The sequence below is a fragment of the Nocardia elegans NBRC 108235 genome (assembly GCF_001612845.1).
Lineage (GTDB): Bacteria > Actinomycetota > Actinomycetes > Mycobacteriales > Mycobacteriaceae > Nocardia > Nocardia nova.
In genome coordinates this window covers 17,880-37,715 of the sequence record NZ_BDBF01000062.1, presented here as the reverse complement: position 1 = coordinate 37,715, position 19,836 = coordinate 17,880, and the positions used below count along the sequence as shown (strand labels likewise).

Here is a 19,836-nt window from a genome sequence, read left to right as displayed (position 1 = left end):
CGGTCGCGGCCGCGCGGGCGGGCCCGCCGTTCAGCCGTGATCGAAGACCAGCGCGGTGGTGTTGTCGGTGGCACCCGCCGTGATCGCCGCCTCGACCAGCGCGTCCGCGGCGGTCGACGCGGAGTCGGCGTCGGCGAGGATCTGCTTGATCTCGGTCATCGACAAGGTCTTGTGCACCCCGTCCGTGCTCAACAGCCATCGCCCGGCGCCGGTGCCGGTGATGCCGTGGCCCACCGCCTCCGGCCGCACGGTTCGCGCCGAGGTCGTCACCATATGGTGCATCCGGGGCGCGACGGTGATGCCGCGCGCGTTCATCATCTCGGCGACGGTGTGATCGCTGGTGATCTGATGCAGCACTCGCCCGTTCCAGTGGTAGGCCCGGCAGTCGCCGACCCAGGCGATATCACAGGGGCCGTCGATGCGGTCCGGTGTCGGGCACACGGCCACGACCACCACGCTGTCGGCGGAGGGCTCGGGGAATTCGCGCAGCAATTGTTGTTGGGCGGCAAGGATTCCGGCGGCCGCACTGCCACCGACGGCCACCCGCGCCGCGACCTGCGCCACGGTGCGCGCCGCCCGCGCGGCCAGCAGATGATCGCCGATGCCGTCGGCGACGGCGAAGGCGCTGCGGCCGACCGCGGAGTCGATATAACCCGACACCGCGTCGGCATTCAGCGACCGGCCGCCACGCCGGCTGACCGAATGCGCTGTGATTCCCGTGAGCCGCATCAACTCACGCCGTGTGATTGCCGTCGTCACCGCTGTGTGCACGGCCGACCTCCTCGACTGCCCCTGCCGACTGCGGTTCCGCTCGTTCGCGCCGACGATCGCCTGGACCGCGACCGGCTCCGAAACTGCCCTGAGCAGAACTCGCCTGCTCAGACTATGTCAGCTGGGACCGTGCTCAACCTGTGAAAAGGGGCACGAGTTCATTACAGGCCGCCGTCCGGCGCGCCCTGGGGGGTCCATCGGCCACGCTGATCGCCCGAAATGCCCGGACCGCCCGTTCTCGATTGCTCGGGCGAGAGTGTCCGTGACCGGTGCGACGCCGCCCCTTCGCCCGGCCGTGACCTACGGTATGCGGTTGGTCGCGGTCATCTCGGCTCGGCCGGGCCCGCCACCGTCGCGGTGAGCGCGCGGATCTCGCGCACCAGGTGATCCAGCGGGGTGCCGGTCGGAAAGACGGCCGCCGCGCCCGCCTCGAGGAGTTTCGGCACATCGGCCTGCGGGATGGTGCCGCCGACCACGACCGCGATATCCGCGGCGTCGGCGGCGCGCAATCCCTCCACCACCTTGGTGGTGAGTCCGAGGTGCGCGCCCGAGAGAATGCTCAGCCCCACCACCGCCACGTCCTCGGCCACCGCGATCGACACGATCTCCTCGACGCGGCGGCGGATGCCGGTGTACACGACCTCGAAACCGGCGTCGCGTAGTGTGCGCGCGACGATCTTCGCACCACGGTCGTGGCCGTCGAGGCCCGGTTTGGCGACCAGTACGCGCGCGGGCATCAGAACACCACCGGCTGCCGGAATTCGCCCCACACCGATTTCAGCGCGGCGGTCATCTCCCCCACCGTGCAGTAGGCGTTGGCGCAGTCGATGAGCCGATGCATCAGATTCTCGTCTCCCTCGGCGGCGCGCGACAGCGCCGACAGCGTGGTGGCGACCGCGCCGGAATCCCGGTCCGCCTTGACCTTGGCCAGTCGCTTCAATTGCAGATCCCTTCCCGCGGCATCCAATTCGTAGGTGCCGATCTCGGGTGCGGGTTCGTCGGAGGTGAATCGGTTGACCCCGACGATCGGGCGCGCGCCGGATTCGATGTCCTGGTGGGCGCGGTAGGCCTCGTCGGCGATCAGGCCCTGCAGATAGCCGTCCTCGATGCAGCGGACCATGCCGCCGTGCGCGTCGAGATCGGCCATGATCTCGACGATCCGCTCCTCGGTCGCATCGGTGAGCGCCTCGACGAAATAGGACCCGCCCAGTGGATCGGCCACCCGCGTGACACCGGTTTCGTAGGCCAGGATCTGTTGAGTGCGCAGCGCCAGTGTCGCCGACTCCTCGCTGGGCAGGGCGAACGGTTCGTCCCAGGCGGCGGTGAACATCGACTGCACCCCGCCCAGAACCGAGGCCATCGCCTCATAGGCCACGCGCACCAGATTGTTCTGCGCCTGGGGCGCGTAGAGCGAGGCGCCGCCGGAGACGCAGCCGAACCGGAACATCGACGCGCGGTCGGTCGTCGCGCCGTAGCGTTCCCGCACGAGCGTGGCCCACCGCCGCCGTCCGGCACGGTATTTCGCGATCTCCTCGAAGAAGTCGCCGTGGGTGTAGAAGAAGAACGAGATCTGCGGCGCGAAGTCGTCGATACTCATGCGGCCGCGTTCGACGACGGTGTCGCAATAGGTGACTCCGTCGGCAAGGGTGAACGCCATCTCCTGCACCGCGGTCGCGCCCGCGTCGCGAAAGTGCGCGCCCGCCACCGAGATCGCGTTGAACCGCGGCACCTCGGCGGCACAGAATTCGATCGTGTCGGCGATCAACCGCAGGGAGGGCTGCGCCGGCCAGATCCAGGTGCCCCGCGACGCGTACTCCTTGAGGATGTCGTTCTGGATGGTGCCGGTGAGTTTTTCGCGGGCGACGCCCTGGCGTTCGGCGGCGGCCACGTAGAACGCCAGCAGGATCGCGGCGGTGCCGTTGATGGTGAAGCTGGTGCTGATCTTGTCCAGCGGAATCGAGTCGAACAGGATCTCGGCGTCGGCGAGGGTGTCCACCGCCACGCCGACCCGGCCGACCTCCTCGCTCACCTCGGGATCGTCGGAGTCGTAACCACATTGGGTCGGCAGGTCCAGTGCGACCGAGAGTCCGGTGCCGCCCTGAGCGAGCAGATAGCGGTAGCGGCGATTGGATTCCTCGGCGGTGCCGAACCCCGAGTACTGCCGGAAGGTCCACAGCCGCCCGCGGTAGCCGGTGCCGAAATTGCCTCGGGTGAAGGGATATTCGCCCGGCGGGGGCGGTTCGGCGACACGATCGCCCGGGCCGTAGACCGGGGCGAGCGGGATGCCGGAGGAGGTCTGGACGTCGTCGTTCATCCTTGAATACGTTACTTGCAAAAAAAGAGAATGCCAATACCATCAGAGGCGAACGACTGACTTCGAGGAGCGTCATGCCCGCATATCCGTTGGCCGGCCGCACCATGGTCGTCTCCGGCGCAAGCCGCGGGATCGGCCTCGCCATCGCCGTCGCCGCGGCCGCCCGGGGCGCGAATATCGTGCTGCTGGCCAAGACCGCACAACCGCATCCGAAACTGCCGGGCACCGTGCACACCGCCGTGGCCGAGATCGAGGCCGCGGACGGGAAGGCCGTCGCGGTGGTGGGCGATGTGCGGCGCGAGGAGGATGTGCGGCGCGCGGCGCAGACCGCGGTCGACCGCTTCGGGGGCATCGATATCTGCGTCAACAACGCCAGTGCGATCGCGGTGGAGCCGACCGACTCACTGCCGGCCAAACGGTTCGATCTGATGCAGGAGATCAACGTGCGCGGCACCTTCCTGCTCACCCAGGCCTGCCTGCCGGCGCTGCGCGAGGCGCCCGAGGCCCATGTGCTGACCATCTCGCCGCCACTGAACCTCAGCCCTCGCTGGCTGGGCGCGCATCCCGCCTATACCCAGTCCAAATACGCGATGACGCTGTTGTCGCTCGGCTGGGCCACCGAATTCGCCGAGGCGGCGATCGGGGTGAACTGCCTGTGGCCGCAGACCTACATCGCGACCTCGGCGGTGGCGAATATGGCCGACGGGTCCGAACTGCTCGCCTCGGCGCGCGATCCGCGCATCATGGGCGATGCCGCCGCCGAAATCCTTTCCCGGCCCGCGAAATACACCACCGGGAACTGCTACATCGACGCCGAGGTGCTCATCGAATCCGGAGTCCGCGACCTGTCGGGCTACGGCGGCGGCGAGCGGCCGATCCCGGATCTGTTCCTGGGCTGACCGCACGACATACGCGAATCCTTTGCCGCACAACTCAACTCGTGACCCGGAGGTACTGATGCAGCCGCCCGTCGATATCGCGGTCCGCCAGATACTGGACTATTTCGGCACCTGCCCGCGCTGCGGCTACGCCGCGGAGGCGGTGCGCACCGTCCGCACCTTCGCCGATCATCGCCGCGAGATCGAGATCACCGCCAGCTGCGGCCTGCCCTGCGGCTGGTACGGCGCGGCGCCGCTGACCACCATGACCGGTGCGCACGCCGGGGTCCGGTCGTGACCGGCACGATCGAACCCACCGCCGCCACGGACGTCGCGCACATCGGCCACTGGATCGACGGCGGCCTCCGGCCCGGCGCCGCCGCGCGCACGGCCCCGGTGACCGATCCCGCCACCGGCCGGGTCACGGGCGCGGTCGCCATGGCCGGGGCCGAGGAGGTCCGCGCCGCCGTCGAGTCCGCGGCGGCCGCCTTCCCGGGCTGGCGCGACACCTCGCTGACCCGGCGCACCTCGATCGTGTTCCGCTTCCGCGAACTGCTCAACGCTCGCAAATCCGAACTGGCCGGACTGATCACCGCCGAACACGGCAAGGTGTTCTCCGACGCCCTCGGTGAGGTCTCGCGCGGTCAGGAAGTGGTCGAATTCGCCTGCGGCATACCGCATCTGGTGGAGGGCGGATTCACGCAGAACGTCTCCACCGGCGTGGACGCGTACTCGGTGCGAGCCCCGCTGGGTCCGGTCGCGATCATCTCGCCGTTCAACTTCCCGGCCATGGTGCCGATGTGGTTCTTCCCGCTGGCGGTCGCCACCGGCAATACCGTCGTGCTCAAACCCAGTGAGAAGGATCCGTCCGCAGCGCTGTGGCTGGCGAAGCTGTGGGAGGAGGCGGGACTTCCGCCCGGCGTCTTCAACGTCGTGCAGGGCGACAGGGAGGCCGTGGACGCGCTGTTGACGGACCCCGCGATCAAGGCCGTCTCCTTCGTGGGCTCCACTCCGATCGCCGAGTACGTCTACGCCACCGCGACCGCGACCGGCAAGCGGGTCCAGGCCCTCGGCGGTGCCAAGAACCATGCGGTGATCCTTCCCGACGCCGATCTGGACCTGGCCGCGGACGCGCTGGTCAATGCCGGATACGGGTCGGCCGGAGAACGCTGCATGGCCATCTCGGTGGCCGTCGCGGTCGGCGATATCGCCGACGAGCTGGTAGCCCGGGTGGCCGAGCGCACTCGCGGCCTGCGCCTCGGCGACGGGCACGGTGAGGCCGATATGGGACCGCTGGTCACCCGCGCGCACCGCGACAAGGTGGCCGCCGCCGTCGATACCGCCGAGGCCCAGGGCGCCCGCATCGTCGTCGACGGCCGCGCCGCGCTCGGCACCGCCGACGCCGATATCGATGTGTCCCAGGGCTTCTGGCTCGGACCGACGCTGCTCGACCACGTGACCCCGGAGATGGCCGCCTATCGCGAGGAGATCTTCGGCCCGGTCCTCGCGGTGGTGCGGGTCGACGGATACGAGCAGGCCCTCGAGCTGATCAACGGCAACCCCTACGGCAACGGCACCGCGATCTTCACCAACGATGGAGGCGCGGCCCGGCGCTTCCAGTACGAGGTCGAGGTGGGAATGGTCGGCATCAACGTCCCCATTCCGGTTCCCATGGCCTACTACAGTTTCGGCGGCTGGAAGAACTCGCTGTTCGGTGACACGCACGCGCACGGCGTACAGGGTGTGCACTTCTTCACCCGCACCAAGGCCGTGACCAGCCGGTGGCTCGATCCGAGCCACGGCGGGCTGAATCTGGGCTTCCCGCGCAACGACTGACCACCCGGACGGCACGCGCTCCGGGCCGCGTCGTACGGGTCGCGAAGATCGGTCACACTGAGCAGATGCCACGATCACAGTCCACCGCGCCGGTTCCCGCTCGCGCCGACAGCGTGCGGCGGACCGAGATCCTGCGCGCGGCCGCGGAACTGTTCGCCTCCGCGGGGTACGCCGGGACGAACGTGAAGGACGTCGCCGACGCCTGCGGCATCCTGCCCGGCAGTCTCTACCACCACTTCGAATCGAAGGAAGCGATCGCGGTCGAACTGCTCGAGCGTTACCACGCCGCGCTGGATGCCGTGGCCCGGTCGGCGCCGCCGCCGTCGGCGATCACCGGCGCCGACCAGGCGTTCGACGTCGTGAACGACTACGCCACCGCCCTCGCCGCCTGCGCACTGGAACACCGTGCGGCACTGCAGTTGTCGATCTACGAGCCGCACACCGGCGCCGGCACCGCGCTCATCGCGCTCGCCGCCGACCCACCCTCCGCACCGACGACAGCCATGCGCGCCCTGCTCGACGCCGCGGCGGATCACGGCTACCTCACCGCGGCCGTGGACCGTTGCGTGCTGGCCGAACAGCTGTGCCAGACCATGTTGCACATCGGCCTGTCGGTCCTGCATCGCGAGAATTCGGCCGACCGCGTCGCCACGGTGGTGTGCCGCCTGCTGCTCGACGGCCTGCCCGCCGTGCCGGCCTCCCCCGCCGCGCTCGATCGCTCCGCGGCCCTGCGCGCCGCGCGCGAGAGCATCGCCACCTGGGCGAATCCCGACGACACCGGCGACGACGACCGCACCGCCCGGCTGCGCGCGGTCGCACGCGCGGAGTTCGCCCGCCGTGGTTACGAGGCGACCACCATGCGCGATATCGCCACCGCCGCCGGAATGGGCGCGGGCAGCGTGTACCGGACCGTGGAATCGAAACAGGCGCTACTGGATTCGATCATGGGGACGTTCCACGACGAGATTTCGCGCGCCTACGCCGCGGTGGTCGGCACCGACAGCTCCGCCGTCGCCAAACTCGACGCGCTGACCTGGATCAATCTCAACGCCCTGCGGCGTTTCGACCTCGAGTTCGCGATCCAGCGCGCGTGGTTCCGGTCCACTCCCCCCGACACCAGCGACGTGATCGAGGTCCTGCGCCGTCGCGCACGTCAGATCGCGGCCGTCGTCGACCAGGGCCGAGCCGACGGCGAGATCACCATCGAGGGCATCACCAAGAGCCGGCTGTCGGCATGTGTGCGCGACCTGATCTGGATGCCCCCGCCGGTGGTCGCGCGCGTGGGAATCGATGCCGCACACGCACATTCCCGCGCGACTCTGCTGTGCGGCGCCACTCGCACCGCCCTCGCCGCCTGACCGCCGGACGGCGGCCCTTGTGCGCCGGGCGGGTTCCGACGTACAGTTGCGGAACAAATATTTGGTTCGCGCATTCGCTCCGGCGAACGCGCACCGGTCCGTCCGCCGCACAGCTTTCCGGGCACTCTCCCCGACCGCCGGGCCGACGGCAGTCCGCGAACGCATTCGAATTCCCGCAACGGAGCCCGCATGACCGACCATCCCGAGCCGGACCGTTCCGCCTCGCCGAGACCGAATCCCGCAGCTGCGCGGCATTTCCCGCGGGAGGGCCGATGATCACTCTCCCCGACGGCAGCACCAGCCCGCTGATCGATGCGAGCGTGCACATCTTCTTCCAGGGCAACGCCGAACTGCGCACCTGGCTGCGCGAGCCGTACAGCGCTCGCGGCTATCCGGATGTCGAGATGGACTGGTACGGCGCGCCCGGCGGTGAATACGCCCCGGGCACCGTCCTGTCCGAGGGCGGATATCCCGGCTCCGAGCCCGACGCCGTAGGGCAGGTGCTCTTCGGCGAGCGCGGGACCGACATCGCCGTCCTGCATCCGATGACCCGCGGCATCATGCCCGACCGCCACCTGGGAACCGCGATCGCGAGCGCGCACAACGAGATGATGATCTCGCGCTGGCTGGACTCCGGCACCTACGCCGACCGCTACCGAGGCACGCTGCGGGTGAATCCGGAGGACATCTCCGGCGCGGTCCGCGAGATCGAACGCTGGGGTTCCCATCCGCGCGTCGTGCAGATCGGCATTCCGTTGCAGTCGCGCGAACTCTACGGAAAGCCGCAGTTCTGGCCCTTGTGGGAGGCCGCGGCGGCCACGCGGCTGCCGGTCGCGGTGCATATCGAATCCGGTTCGGGCGTGGCCTATCCGCCCACCCCGTCCGGACATCCGCGCACCTACGAGCAGTACCTCGGCTTCATGGCGCTGAATTATCTGTACCACCAGATGAACATGATCGCCGAGGGCGTGTTCGAACGCTTTCCCGATCTGCGCTTCGTGTGGGCCGACGGCGCCGCCGACCTGCTCACGCCGATGATGTGGCGGATGGACACCTTCGGCCGTCCGCACCTCGAGCAGACGCCGTGGGCGCCGCGCATGCCCAGCGATTATCTACCCGGCTCGATCTACTTCGTCCAGGGCCGGCTCGACGGGCCCGGCGATGTCGAATTCGCCGGAGACTGGCTGGAATTCACCGGCAAGGACGACATGGTGATGTTCGGCTCTAGCTATCCGCACTGGCAACTCGACGATCCGGCGCGGCTGCCGTCGGCGCTCACTCCCGCCCAGCGCGAGAAGCTGCTGTGGCGCAATGCCGCCGGACTGTACGGCATCGACATTCCCGCCGCGGCGACGACGCGGTAACCGGTATCGGAATCGAAAGGGATACCCATGACGCAGGCGAATACCGACGTACGCGAACGGATTCCGAGCACCGATCGGGTCGCGGTCCGGGTGGTCGACTCCGACGTCCACCCGGTGCCCCGGCCGGGACGGCTCGCGGAACTCTACCCGGAGCCGTTCCGCAGCAAGTATTTCCTCAACCACCACGTCGGCAGCACCATCTTCTACGACGCCCCCGACTTCGCCTACGCCTACGCGATGCGGGTGGACGCCTTCACACCCGACGGCGGTTTCCCGGGTAGCGATCCCGACACGTTGTTCCGGCAGCTCATCATGGGCGCCGGCTCCGATATCGCCATCCTCGAGCCGGGCCTGTACCAGGCCCGGCTGCCGGAGGCGACCTCGGCGGCCGCGGCGGCGGTCAACACCTGGCTGGACCAGGACTGGCTCGACGGTCACAACAACTGGCATCAGCGCTATCGCGGTTCCATCAGCGCCGCGGCCGAGGACCCGGCCGGCGCGGTCCGCGAAATCGAGAAGTGGGCCGGACATCCGTATATGGCGCAGATTCTCATTCGCGCGGAACCGCGCCCGGCGTGGGGCGATCCGATGTACGACCCGGTGTGGGCGGCCGCGGTGAAGCACGACCTGCCGGTGGCCTGCCACCTCTCCCGCGGGAATTTCGAGATGCTGCCGATGCCGCCGGTCGGATATCCCAGCTACAACCACGATTTCATGGTCACCTACTCGCTGCTGGCGATGAATCAGGTGATGAGCCTGATCTTCGACGGCGTCTTCGACCGCTTCCCGACGTTGCGGATCATCCTGGTCGAGCATGCGTTCACCTGGATCCTGCCGCTGATGTGGCGGATGGACGCGATCTACGAGGCGCGCAAAGCGTGGGTCGAGATCAAGCGCAAGCCGTCGGAGTACGTCAAGGAGCACATCAAGTTCACCACCCAGCCCCTGGACTATCCCGAGGACAAGACGGAATTGACCCGGGCGCTGGAATGGATGGAGGCGGACAAGATTCTGCTGTTCTCCTCGGACTATCCGCACTGGACCTTCGACGATCCGCGCTGGCTGGTCAAACACCTGCCCGAGCACACCCGCGAGCCGGTGATGTTCGGCAACGGGCTGAAAACCTACGCCAACCTGCCCGATACCGTGCCGGTACTGCCCGGGCAAGTGCGGGTGTTCTGAGATGAGCGACGATCTCGCGGCCACGCCGCGGCTCCCGCAGGGGCGTGAGCACGCCGTCGCCACCGTCGACGAAATTCCGCCCGGGACACATAAACTCGTCCCGATCGGCCGCCACGGAGTCGGCGTCTACAACGTCGACGGCACCTTCTACGCCATCGCCAATTACTGTCCACACGAGGGTGGGCCGCTGTGTTCGGGCCGCACCCGGGGACTGACCGCGGTCGACGAATCGGTTCCCGGTGACGCGGTCAGCGTGCGCGGCGGCGAATACATCTACTGCCCGTGGCACCAGTGGGGATTCGAATTGGCCACCGGCACCACCGCGGTGAAACCGGAATGGAGTATCCGCACCTATCCCGTGCGGGTGGTCGGCAACGACGTTCTGGTCACCGCTTGATCCGACACAGACGAGGAGGTCTGTCCATGCCGATCGCCGAAATCCGCGGTGGTGAGGTCTATTACGAAATTCTGGGGGAGTCCGGTCCGCTGATCGTGCTCACTCCCGGTGGCCGGTTCAGCATCGAAATTCCGGGGTTGCGGCCGCTGGCCGAGGCCCTGGTCGCCGGTGGCCACCGGGTCCTGCTGTGGGACCGGCCCAACTGCGGCCGCAGTGAGGTCGCGTTCTGGGGTCCCACGGAATCGCATATGCGCGCCGAGGTGCTGCACGATCTGCTCGTGCATCTGGACACGGGTCCGGTGATCATCGCCGGCGGCTCCGGCGGTGCGCGGGATTCCATTCTGACCGCGATGCTGTATCCGGAGATCGCGACGAAGCTGATCGTGTGGAATATCGTCGGCGGCAACTACGGCTTGATCGCGCTCGGTTCGCATTACATCATTCCCAACATCACCGCGGCGAAGATCAAGGGCATCGAGGGTCTGATCGAACTGCCGGAATGGCAGGAACGCATCCAAGACAATCCGAAGAACAAGGACCGGCTGCTGGCTCTCGACGCCGAGGAATTCCAGGCGCAGATGTTGCGCTGGCTCGACGCCTATGTTCCGAAACCGGGTCAGACGATTCCCGGGGTGACCGATTACGAGTTCTCGAAGCTGAAGATTCCGACACTCATCATCCGGGGAGGTGAGCGCGATATCGACCACCCCAAGCGGACGTCGATGGAAGTGCACTGCCTGATCGAGGGTTCGATCCTGATCGATCCGCCGTGGCCCGAGGACGCCTGGCAGCAGGGTCAGAAGGCGCGCGCCCGGGGACAGGGGAACATCTTCGACACCTGGGTGCTGGCCGCACCGGCGATCCTGGACTTCGTGCGGCAGTGAAAATCGGCGAATCGCGGTGTGCCGGTGAGCCGCTCGTAGGCGGCTCACCGCTGTGCTCACCTGGTGACGATGACCACCTCCGAGTTGGTCGCCGCCTCGAGCGCGGTCTGGATCCGGCTCTCCGGGATGCGCTCCAGATCGGTGCGCGCCAGGCGGACGGTGAGGGTGTCGAAGCCGGCCGCGTCGCAGCTGCGATCGATCTCTCCGGTGATGCCGAATCCGGCCAGGACACCGTGGGCGTCGTCGTCGGTTCCCCGGCTGACGAAGGTGACCGCCCCAGGGCGGACGGCGGAGCCGAAGATATCGGCGCACATTCCCACCGCGTGTTCCCGCAAGGCGGCCGTGTCGTCACCGTCGATCAGCACCTGGATTTCGCGGCGGCGCGCGGGAAGCCGATCGATATCGGGTGCGGTCACCGATATTCCGGATTTCGCAGCGCTGGAGATGAGCGCGGATATCTTCTTCCCGAATTCCGCGGGCGGCAGTTCCCCGGCGGGATCCACATCGACACGAATTACTGCGGTACGCATGCCGCCGATTGTAGGCACAGCCATTTCCGCGCCGACGGTTTTCGGTGGCGGACGATATTCCGAAGGACGGATCGATGGATGCGATCGCGAATCCGATAGTCAGCGCACCACCGGGGACCACGCCGCGAATCACCGGCGGCGAGGGCACCGAGTCGGCGGCGGCCTACCGGGCGAGCGGCGGGTACGCGCCGATCGAGGATCCGGCGCGGCTGCTCGCCGAGGTCGTCGAGTCGGGCCTGCGCGGGCGCGGCGGCGCGGGCTTCCCGCTGGGCACGAAACTGCGGTCGGTACAGCGGCATTGCGGTGCCGGAGTGCGGCCGGTGGTCGTCGCCAACGGAGAGGAGGGCGAACCGGCGTCGGGGAAGGACCGCTGGTTGCTGCGCCGGCGCCCCCATCTGGTGCTGGACGGATTACGGGCCGCCGCAACGATTCTCGGCGCCGATCGCGCGGTGGTGTACGTCTCCGACGACCGGGCCGCCGAATCGGTCGCCGTCGCGCTCGCCGAGGCCGATCCCGCCGAGCTCGCGGTGCCGATGGAGATCGTCACCGTCGCCGCCGGATATGTGGCCGGGGAGGAGACGGCGGCGGTCCGTGCGATCGACGGCGGGCCCGCCACACCCACCGACAAGCCGCCCCGTCCGTATGCGGCCGGCGTCGGCGGACGCCCCACACTGGTCAGCAACGTGGAAACTCTCGCCCAGCTGGCGTGGATCCACCGCTTCGGCGCGGCGGCCTTCCGTACCGTGGGCACCGCGGACTCGCCGGGAACCTTCCTGGCCACCGTGACCGGGGGCGGGCGCGAACCGGCGATCTACGAACTGCCGCACGGGTTTTCGTTCCGCGCCCTGCTCGAGTTGCACCGCGTCGCCGCGGACCGCGTGCACGGCGCGCTGCTGGGCGGCTATTTCAACGGCCTCACCAACAGCCGCATTCTCGACGCCCGGCTCGATCACGAGACGTTGCGGGCGATGGGGACGGGACTGGGCTGCGGCGCCGTCGCGCTGCTGACGCCCGACGACTGCCCGGTCGCGGTGGCGGCGGCGTTGCTGGACTATTTCGACCGCGAGAACGCCGGTCAGTGCGGCTCGTGTTTCCACGGCACCGCGGCGATGAGCGCGGTCGCCTCCGCACTGCGCGACGGGGTCGCCGAGGCCGCCGATCTGGATCGGCTGCGCCGCTGGGCGACCGTGCTGCGTGGTCGCGGCGCCTGCGGCACCCTCGACGCGGCGACGAACGCGGCCCGGACCCTGCTCGACGAATTTCCGGATGCGGTGGCGCGCCACCGCGGCGGCGGCTGCGCGATCTGCGCGGCCACGCCGTTCGCCGCCGTCCGCCCCTTCGATGTGGAAGCGGTGACCTCGCTGTGAAGATCCGACTCGATCGCACCGTCTGCGACGGCTTCGGCACCTGCGCCAAACACGCGCCGAAGTACTTCTCGCTCGACGACTGGGGCTACGCGTCGTTGGAAGGTGACGGTGTCGTCGCACCGGCCGATCGCGACGGCGTGCACCGGGCACTGTTGGACTGCCCGGTGCACGCCATCACCGAAATCGACAGCGCGACCGAATAATTCGCGCCGTCAGCGCCAGGGCAGGCAGCCGGCGCTGCGCAGCCGCGAGGCCAATCCGCCGTCGATGCCCACCGGGCCACCGAATCCGCCGGCGCTCAGCGTGGGAACCAGCTGCGCGCCGAGTCCGGCGCCGATCGAACATCCGAGGAGATTGATATCCACGGTGATGATCTCCTTGGGCGGGTTGAGCCCCGAATCGTCATCGGCCGCAGCGACGCCGGCCCCCGCCACCGCGGCGACGGTCAACGCCGCGGCGGCGAGACCGGTGGTGATGATGCGCACGTATCCTCCTTCTGCGCCGATGTGGCGCAGGTCGTTTTCCGACGGCAAACAACAACGACGGCCCGCCGGAACCAGGCCGGCGAGGCCGAAACATAGTGTTGACCGCCGCCGAATCCGGCAAACCACACCCGACGGATCCGGCGGGCCGGCTCGGCGAGGAACCGGTCCTAGGCCCGCGCGGTCGCGCCGCGGGCCGAACCGCGGTTCAGCACCCGATCCGCGGCTTCCCAGTGCGCATCCGAAACCCACAGCCGGGCAAAGGCTTCCACCGCCTCGGGCGGGGCGGCACCGGAAACCACGCGCTTGATCGACGCCGAGGCCGGATGGGCCAGCGCGGACGCCAGTGACCGCCACTCCCGCTCGAAATCCGCTCGCGGCACCACCCGATCGACCAGGCCGTACTGCTGCGCCTCCGCGGCGGACAGTAGGGACCCGGTACCGGCCAGTAGCAGTGCGCGGCTGCGCCCGACCAGCTTCGTGAGCCGTTCGGCTCCGCCCCAGGCCGGCATGATCGCGAGCGCAACCTGGTTGAACCCGATGGTGATGTCGTCGGCGGCGATCCGGATATCGGCGGCCACCGCGAATTCCGCACCGCCGCCGAGGGCATGACCGTTGAGCGCCGCGACCACCGGAGCCGGGAACGCGGCCAGCCGATCGCAGATGCCGCGCATCCGCCAGGCCATCTGCGCCGCGCCCTCCTCGGTGCGAATCGCGGCCAGTTGCTTGAGATCTCCGCCGGAGACGAACGCCCGCTCGCCCGCACCGCGCACGACCAGCACCTGGGCGCCGGCCGCGGCGTCGATCGCGGCATCGAGCTGATCCATCGTCTCGGGCGCGATGGCGTTGCGCGCCTGCGGACGGTTGATGGTCAGTACCGCGATCCCGCCGTCCACCTCGAGGTCGACCATCACACGTTCTCCGTTCTGGATATGTTGCTTCTCCAACTCTGAGAATATCATCTCCATATTCGGGTCCGGTCCCGCCGGCCTTCCCATTCGTCGGGCATTGGAGCTCAGCCATGCGAAAGATCCCGCAGCAGTTGATCGATCGGTACGAGTCGCGGGGATGGTGGACGCGCGAAACCATGGGCGAGATGCTGGCGCGGGGCCTGGCCGGGGCACCGGAGGTCCCGTTCCGGGTTCATTCCCAGCTGCGTCCCTGGTCGGGCACGGTGCGCGAGGTCGAGCGCCTCGCCCGCCGGCTCGCCGCCGGATTGCGCCGCCGCGGTGTGGGCCCCGGCGATGTGGTCGCCTTCCAGCTACCCAACTGGATGGAGGCCGCGGCCACCTTCTGGGCCGCCTCCTTCCTCGGAGCCACGATGGTGCCGATCGTGCACTTCTACGGCCGCAAGGAACTCGGTTACATCCTCGACGCGGTGCGTCCGAAGGTGTTCGTCACCGCGGAACGCTTCGGCGCCATGGAATTTCAGCCCGATCTGTGCGCGCAGGTGCCGATCGTCGGTGTGGTGGGCCGCGACTTCGACACCCTGCTCGACGACGAGCCGATGCCCGGAATCGTCACGGTCGCACCGGACTCCCCCGCGCTGATCGCCTTCACCTCGGGCACCACCCGCGACCCGAAGGGCGTGGTCCACAGCCATCGCACCCTCGGCTTCGAAACGCGCCAGCTCAGCGCGCATTACCCGCCCGATCTGGGCGCCCAGCTCACGGCCGCACCGGTCGGCCATTTCATCGGCATGGTCAACGCCCTGCTCATCCCGGTGCTCGACGGGACGGAGATCAACCTGGTGGATGTGTGGGATCCCGGCCGGGTGCTGGCCCTGATGTCGGAATTCGGCGCCACCGTGGCGGGCGGCGTGCCCTATTACCTCACCAGCCTGCTCGACCATCCCTCCTTCACCGACGCGCATCTGCGGCAGATGAAATACGCGGGGCTGGGCGGAAGTTCGGTGCCGGCCGCGGTGACCACCCGGCTCACCGACCTCGGCATCATCGCCTACCGCGCCTACGGCAGCACCGAACATCCGTCCATCACCGGCTCCGACTGCACGGATCCGCGGGACAAACGCCTCTACACCGACGGCTGCCCGCTGCCGGGAGTGGAGATCCGGCTCTCCGACAACGGCGAGATCTTCAGTCGCGGACCGGATCTGTGCCTGGGCTACACGGATCCGGAGTTGACCGCGGCCGCCTTCGACGACGAGGGCTGGTACCGCACCGGCGATGTCGGCCGGTTGGACGAGGACGGCTATCTCACCATCACCGACCGCACCACCGATCTGATCATCCGCGGCGGCGAGAACATCAGCGCGGTCGAGGTGGAAGACGTGCTGCACCGCATGCCCGCGGTCGCCGAAGCCGTCGTCGTCGCCGCGCCCGATGCGCGGCTCATCGAACATGCCGCCGCGGTGGTCCGGCTGCGGTCCGGCAGCACCACCCCGACCCTGGCCGACGTGCAGGCGCATTTGGCCGAGGCCGGCCTGGCCAAGCAGAAGTGGCCCGAGGAATTGCACATCGTCGACGACTTTCCCCGCACCCCGAGCGGCAAGGTCCAGAAATACCGCGTGCGCGCCGCCGTGGCCGCCGGGCAGGACGTTGCCACGCGCAAAAACTGAGAATATGATTCTCACAACGAACAAAGGAGACTCTTATGACGAAGATCGAGCTGCCGTACCAGCTCTTCGACGCCGATAACCACCTGTACGAAACCAAAGAGGCCCTCACCCGGTACCTGCCGAAGGAGTTCGAGGGCGCCATCCAGTACGTGGAAATCAACGGCCGCACCAAGATCGCGGTCCTCGGCCAGATCAGCGAGTACATCCCCAATCCCACCTTCGAGGTGGTCGCGCGGCCCGGCGCGATGGAGGAGTACTTCAAGAACGGCAATCCCGAGGGTAAGAGCCGCCGGGAGATCTTCGGTAAGCCGATGCGCTCGATTCCCGCGTTCCACGAGCCCGGCCCGCGCCTCGAGCTCATGAACGAACTCCAGCTCGACCGCACGCTGATGTTCCCGACTCTGGCCAGCCTCATCGAGGAGCGCATGCGCCATCACCCCGATCTCATTCACGCCGTGGTGCATTCGCTCAACCAGTGGCTGCTCGAGGAGTGGGGTTTCAACTACAAGGACCGCATCTTCACGGTGCCGGTGGTGAGCCTGCCGATCGTGGAGAAGGCGATCGAGGAGCTCGACTGGTGTGTCGAACACGGTGCCAAGGCGATTCTGGTCCGCCCGGCCCCGGTTCCGGGTCTGCGCGGGCCGCGCTCGTTCGCCCTGCCGGAATTCGACCCGTTCTGGAAGCGCGTGGTCGAGCACGACGTGCTGGTGACGATGCACTCGTCCGACAGCGGCTATTCGCGGTTCAACACCGAATGGGAGGGCGGCAACGTCGAGATGCTGCCGTTCAAGACCAACACCTTCCGGATGACCACCGAATGGCGTCCGATCCAGGACGCCGTCGCCTCGTGGGTGTGCCACGGCGCGCTGTTCCGCCACCCCGAGCTGAAGGTGGCCGTCATCGAGAACGGTGCCTCCTGGCTGGCCCCGCTGCTCGAGAATCTGCACGATGTGTACAAGAAGGCGCCGGAGGGCTTCGGCTTCCAGGATCCGGTCGAGGCGGTCAAGCGCAGCATCCACGTCAGCCCGTTCTGGGAAGAGGATCTGCAGGCCATCGCCGATCTGATCGGGGTGGAGAACGTGCTGTTCGGCTCGGACTACCCGCACCCGGAGGGCCTGGCCGAACCGGCCCGCTACATCAACGAGATCAAAGATATGCCGCTGGCCAACCAGGAGAAGATCATGGGCGGCAACCTGGCGAGGTTGCTGAAGGTATGAGCGGTGCGGCCCGCGGTATGAGCTGGGAGACCATCCCGCGGATGGTCGCCTCCTCGGCCGATCGCTTCGGTGACGCCGAGGCGGTCGTCGACGGCGATCTGCGGCTGAGCTACACCGAACTCGTCGAGCGGGTGCGCCGGGCCGCGGGCGCCTTCGCGGAGGCCGGCGTGGGCAAGGGCGACCGGGTGGCGATCTGGGCGCCCAATTCCGCGGCCTGGATCGTGGCCGCCTTCGGCCTGCTCACCGCGGGCGGCGTGCTGGTTCCGGTCAACACCCGGTTTCAGGCGGCGGAGGCGGCGGATGTGATCGGCCGCAGCGGAGCGAAGCTGCTGCTGGTACAGCAGGGTTTCCTGGGGCGAGAACTGCGCGGGCCCGACGGCGTGCCGGTGATCGACCTCGCCTCCGATTTCCTTTCCAGCGGTTCACCTTTCGAACGCGAGGTGGCCGGGACCGACATCTCCGACATCATCTACACCTCGGGCACCACCGGCCGCCCCAAGGGCGTGATGATGAACCATCGCCAGAATCTGCGGCTGTACACCGAATGGTGTGAGCTGGCGGATCTGCGCGAGGGTGACCGCTATCTGGCGGTGAATCCCTTCTTCCACACCTTCGGCTACAAGGCCGGCGTGCTGGCCTCGTTCATCCGTGGCGCCACCATCCTGCCGGTGCCGGTGTTCGATGTGGACCGCGTCTGCGAACTCGTTGCGCGCGAACGGATCACGATGCTGCCCGGCCCGCCCACGCTGTACCACTCGCTGCTCGGGGCGCGCGGGCGCTACGACCTGTCGTCGCTGCGGTCCGCGGTCACCGGGGCGGCCGACATCCCGGTGGAACTGATCCGCCGGGTGAAGACCGAACTCCCGTTCCGTTCGATCATGACCGGATACGGGCTCACCGAGGCGGGTACCGCGACCGCCTCGCGCCCGGGGGACACCTTCGAGCAGATCGCGACGACCGCCGGAACCCCGTGCGACGGTGTGGAAGTCCGCATCGCCGCCGACAGCGAGGTGCTGCTGCGCGGCTACACCGTCATGCAGGGCTATCTCGACGATCCCGCGGCCACCGCGGAGGCGATCGACGCCGAGGGCTGGCTGCACACCGGCGACCTCGGCGCCGTGGACGAGGGCGGCCGCTTGCGCATCATCGGACGGAAGAAGGACATGTTCATCGTCGGCGGCTTCAACGCGTATCCCGCGGAGATCGAAGGCGTGCTGCTGCAGCATCCGGCGGTGGTGCAGGCGGCGGTGATCGGCGTGCCCGACGAGCGCATGGGCCAGGTGGGCAAGGCGTTCGTCGTCGCGGGCGCGCCGCTGACCGAGGCCGAGCTCATCGCCTGGAGCCGCGAGAACATGGCCGGATACAAGGTGCCGCGTGCCGTGGTGTTCCTCGACGAACTACCGCTCAACGCGACCGGAAAGGTGATGAAAGACCAGCTGCGGTAACCCGTTCCACGCGCGGCGCCCCCGGGATCCGGACGCCCCCGGGGAGCCGGCGCGGGCCGCCGCAGCGCCGAGCGCACGGGAATCGGCCCGGCCTGTTCCGGTTCCCGTGCGCGCATCCGGTTGCCCGCGAGCATTCGCGGCCTCACAGAACGGCGGTGACGATGACCACCAGCGCTGCTGACGCAGACCTGCGATTCGCCGACCTGAGCTTGGACCGCGACGGAAGGCCGCATCGGCCGCTCACCGTCGTCGACCTGGACGGACTGCGGCACTCGAGTCCCGAACACATCGCCGATATCGCCGGCTCGATCGTCACCGGCGCGGCACTCACCGTCGCCGTCGCCGGCGCTCCGGTGCCCGCGCGGTTGCATCCGATTCTCGAGGCGGCGACCGTCTCGGTGAGCGAATTGCCGCTGCGGGACCGGCGCGTGGTCACGGTGACCGATTGCGCCGCCGCGGTGGAGATACTCGCCGCCGCCGTCGATCACGCGCCCCGGGCGGCGCTGGCCTGCGGTCACCTGCTGCGGCAGACTCCCGCGCTGCCCACCCTCCCGGCGCTGGCCGCCGAAGCGGCGGTCTACTCGATGTTGCTGGGCGGCACGGAATTCCGCGGTTGGCTCGAGGCTCGAGGATCGGCCCGGGCACCGGACGACGAATCCGGCGAGCTGGTCCGGATCGACCGCGCGGGCGGTGAACTCGCCATCGTGCTGGATCGTCCGCGCCGCCGCAACGCGCTCAGCGCCCGCCTGCGCGAGGAGTTGCTCGCGGCCGCGCAGGTCGCCGAGGCCGACCCGAGTATCACCTCGGTCCGGCTCGCGGGCGCGGGACCGGCCTTCTGCAGCGGCGGCGACCTCGACGAATTCGGTTGTGCGACAGACCCGGTGGCCGCCTATCTGGTGCGCCTGGACCGGGCGCCGTGGCGGGTGCTGGACCGCCTGTCCGCCCGGTTGCGGATCGACACCCACGGCGCCTGTGTCGGCGCGGGCGCCGAGATCGCCGCGTTCGGCGGCATCGTCACCGCGGCGCCGGGCACCTGGTTCCGCTTCCCGGAGGTCGGTATGGGCCTGGTCCCGGGCGCGGGCGGCACGGTGAGCGTGCCGCGCCGGATCGGGCGCTGGCGGGCCGCCTGGGCGATGCTCACCGGCGCAACCATCGACGTCGACACCGCCCTGCGCTGGGGCCTGGTGGATCGCATCGAGCCCACCGGCGGGCCGTCGTAGCGACGGCCGCGCA

The 19,836-nt window shown here is 68.7% G+C and carries 19 protein-coding genes and 1 pseudogene; 14 read left to right on the top strand and 6 right to left on the bottom strand.

The features are described from left to right. Positions 1-30: 30 nt before the first annotated feature. The 3 genes from NE2_RS31325 to NE2_RS31315 form a co-directional block, all read right to left on the bottom strand. Entirely contained in the window at positions 31-771 is a 741-nt protein-coding gene (locus NE2_RS31325; protein ID WP_063031955.1) for a PP2C family protein-serine/threonine phosphatase, read from the bottom strand. 323 nt (positions 772-1,094) lie between these two features. Beyond that, the gene (locus NE2_RS31320) at positions 1,095-1,508 is read right to left on the bottom strand and encodes a cobalamin-dependent protein (RefSeq protein WP_030514574.1); all 414 of its coding nucleotides are present in this window, start codon (positions 1,506-1,508) and stop codon (positions 1,095-1,097) included. Beyond that, positions 1,508-3,085 (bottom strand): methylmalonyl-CoA mutase family protein, encoded by a 1,578-nt coding sequence (locus NE2_RS31315; RefSeq protein WP_063031953.1) that lies wholly within the window; start codon positions 3,083-3,085, stop codon positions 1,508-1,510. Before NE2_RS31315 ends, NE2_RS31320 begins: the two co-directional genes overlap by 1 nt. A gap of 74 nt (positions 3,086-3,159) precedes the next feature. Between NE2_RS31315 and NE2_RS31310 the strand changes: the two genes are divergently transcribed. From NE2_RS31310 to NE2_RS31275, 8 genes are all read left to right on the top strand, one after another. Next, positions 3,160-3,984, top strand: coding sequence for an SDR family oxidoreductase (locus tag NE2_RS31310; RefSeq protein WP_063031951.1), 825 nt, complete (start codon positions 3,160-3,162; stop codon positions 3,982-3,984). Positions 3,985-4,042: 58 nt separating this feature from the next. Then, positions 4,043-4,261 carry a hypothetical protein gene (locus tag NE2_RS31305; protein WP_030514577.1) on the top strand — a complete coding sequence of 73 codons (219 nt, stop codon included), beginning with the start codon at positions 4,043-4,045 and terminating at the stop codon, positions 4,259-4,261. A gap of 41 nt (positions 4,262-4,302) precedes the next feature. Further along, a complete protein-coding gene (locus tag NE2_RS31300; RefSeq protein WP_106958416.1) occupies positions 4,303-5,799 on the top strand; it encodes a CoA-acylating methylmalonate-semialdehyde dehydrogenase in 1,497 nt (498 codons plus the stop codon). A 65-nt stretch (positions 5,800-5,864) separates the two neighbouring features. Further along, positions 5,865-7,157 carry a TetR/AcrR family transcriptional regulator gene (locus NE2_RS31295; RefSeq protein WP_063031949.1) on the top strand — a complete coding sequence of 431 codons (1,293 nt, stop codon included), beginning with the start codon at positions 5,865-5,867 and terminating at the stop codon, positions 7,155-7,157. 272 nt (positions 7,158-7,429) lie between these two features. Beyond that, the gene (locus NE2_RS31290; protein WP_063031947.1) at positions 7,430-8,521 is read left to right on the top strand and encodes an amidohydrolase family protein; all 1,092 of its coding nucleotides are present in this window, start codon (positions 7,430-7,432) and stop codon (positions 8,519-8,521) included. 27 nt (positions 8,522-8,548) lie between these two features. Then, on the top strand, positions 8,549-9,703 hold the full coding sequence (locus tag NE2_RS31285; RefSeq protein WP_063031945.1) for an amidohydrolase family protein: 1,155 nt from the start codon (positions 8,549-8,551) through the stop codon (positions 9,701-9,703). A gap of 1 nt (position 9,704) precedes the next feature. Then, positions 9,705-10,100 (top strand): Rieske (2Fe-2S) protein, encoded by a 396-nt coding sequence (locus NE2_RS31280; RefSeq protein WP_030514582.1) that lies wholly within the window; start codon positions 9,705-9,707, stop codon positions 10,098-10,100. 26 nt (positions 10,101-10,126) lie between these two features. Then, on the top strand, positions 10,127-10,984 hold the full coding sequence (locus NE2_RS31275; RefSeq protein WP_063031943.1) for an alpha/beta fold hydrolase: 858 nt from the start codon (positions 10,127-10,129) through the stop codon (positions 10,982-10,984). A gap of 56 nt (positions 10,985-11,040) precedes the next feature. Here NE2_RS31275 and NE2_RS31270 read toward each other — a convergent pair whose 3' ends face one another. Beyond that, entirely contained in the window at positions 11,041-11,514 is a 474-nt protein-coding gene (locus tag NE2_RS31270) for a hypothetical protein (protein ID WP_063031941.1), read from the bottom strand. A gap of 74 nt (positions 11,515-11,588) precedes the next feature. Here NE2_RS31270 and NE2_RS31265 point away from each other — a divergent pair, with 74 nt between their 5' ends. Together NE2_RS31265 and NE2_RS31260 are read left to right on the top strand one after the other, a co-directional pair. Beyond that, positions 11,589-12,881 (top strand): NADH-ubiquinone oxidoreductase-F iron-sulfur binding region domain-containing protein, encoded by a 1,293-nt coding sequence (locus NE2_RS31265; protein WP_063031966.1) that lies wholly within the window; start codon positions 11,589-11,591, stop codon positions 12,879-12,881. Next, a pseudogene (locus tag NE2_RS31260) lies at positions 12,878-13,078 on the top strand (ferredoxin); the annotation flags it as partial. The gene NE2_RS31265 and the pseudogene NE2_RS31260, both read left to right, overlap by 4 nt. A 15-nt stretch (positions 13,079-13,093) precedes the next feature. Here the strand turns inward: NE2_RS31260 and NE2_RS31255 are convergent. Together NE2_RS31255 and NE2_RS31250 are read right to left on the bottom strand one after the other, a co-directional pair. Then, positions 13,094-13,366, bottom strand: coding sequence for a hypothetical protein (locus NE2_RS31255; RefSeq protein ID WP_030514587.1), 273 nt, complete (start codon positions 13,364-13,366; stop codon positions 13,094-13,096). A gap of 167 nt (positions 13,367-13,533) precedes the next feature. Beyond that, on the bottom strand, positions 13,534-14,274 hold the full coding sequence (locus tag NE2_RS31250) for an enoyl-CoA hydratase/isomerase family protein (protein WP_063031963.1): 741 nt from the start codon (positions 14,272-14,274) through the stop codon (positions 13,534-13,536). A 110-nt stretch (positions 14,275-14,384) separates the two neighbouring features. Between NE2_RS31250 and NE2_RS31245 the strand changes: the two genes are divergently transcribed. From NE2_RS31245 to NE2_RS31230, 4 genes are all read left to right on the top strand, one after another. Continuing rightward, positions 14,385-15,941: an AMP-binding protein gene (locus NE2_RS31245; protein ID WP_063031939.1), complete on the top strand. Its 1,557-nt coding sequence runs from the start codon at positions 14,385-14,387 to the stop codon at positions 15,939-15,941. A 35-nt stretch (positions 15,942-15,976) separates the two neighbouring features. Next, positions 15,977-17,158: an amidohydrolase family protein gene (locus NE2_RS31240; RefSeq protein ID WP_063031937.1), complete on the top strand. Its 1,182-nt coding sequence runs from the start codon at positions 15,977-15,979 to the stop codon at positions 17,156-17,158. Beyond that, the gene (locus tag NE2_RS31235) at positions 17,155-18,603 is read left to right on the top strand and encodes a FadD3 family acyl-CoA ligase (RefSeq protein WP_233429940.1); all 1,449 of its coding nucleotides are present in this window, start codon (positions 17,155-17,157) and stop codon (positions 18,601-18,603) included. Before NE2_RS31240 ends, NE2_RS31235 begins: the two co-directional genes overlap by 4 nt. Positions 18,604-18,764: 161 nt before the next feature. Continuing rightward, positions 18,765-19,823 (top strand): enoyl-CoA hydratase/isomerase family protein, encoded by a 1,059-nt coding sequence (locus tag NE2_RS31230; RefSeq protein ID WP_063031959.1) that lies wholly within the window; start codon positions 18,765-18,767, stop codon positions 19,821-19,823. Positions 19,824-19,836 lie beyond the last annotated feature (13 nt).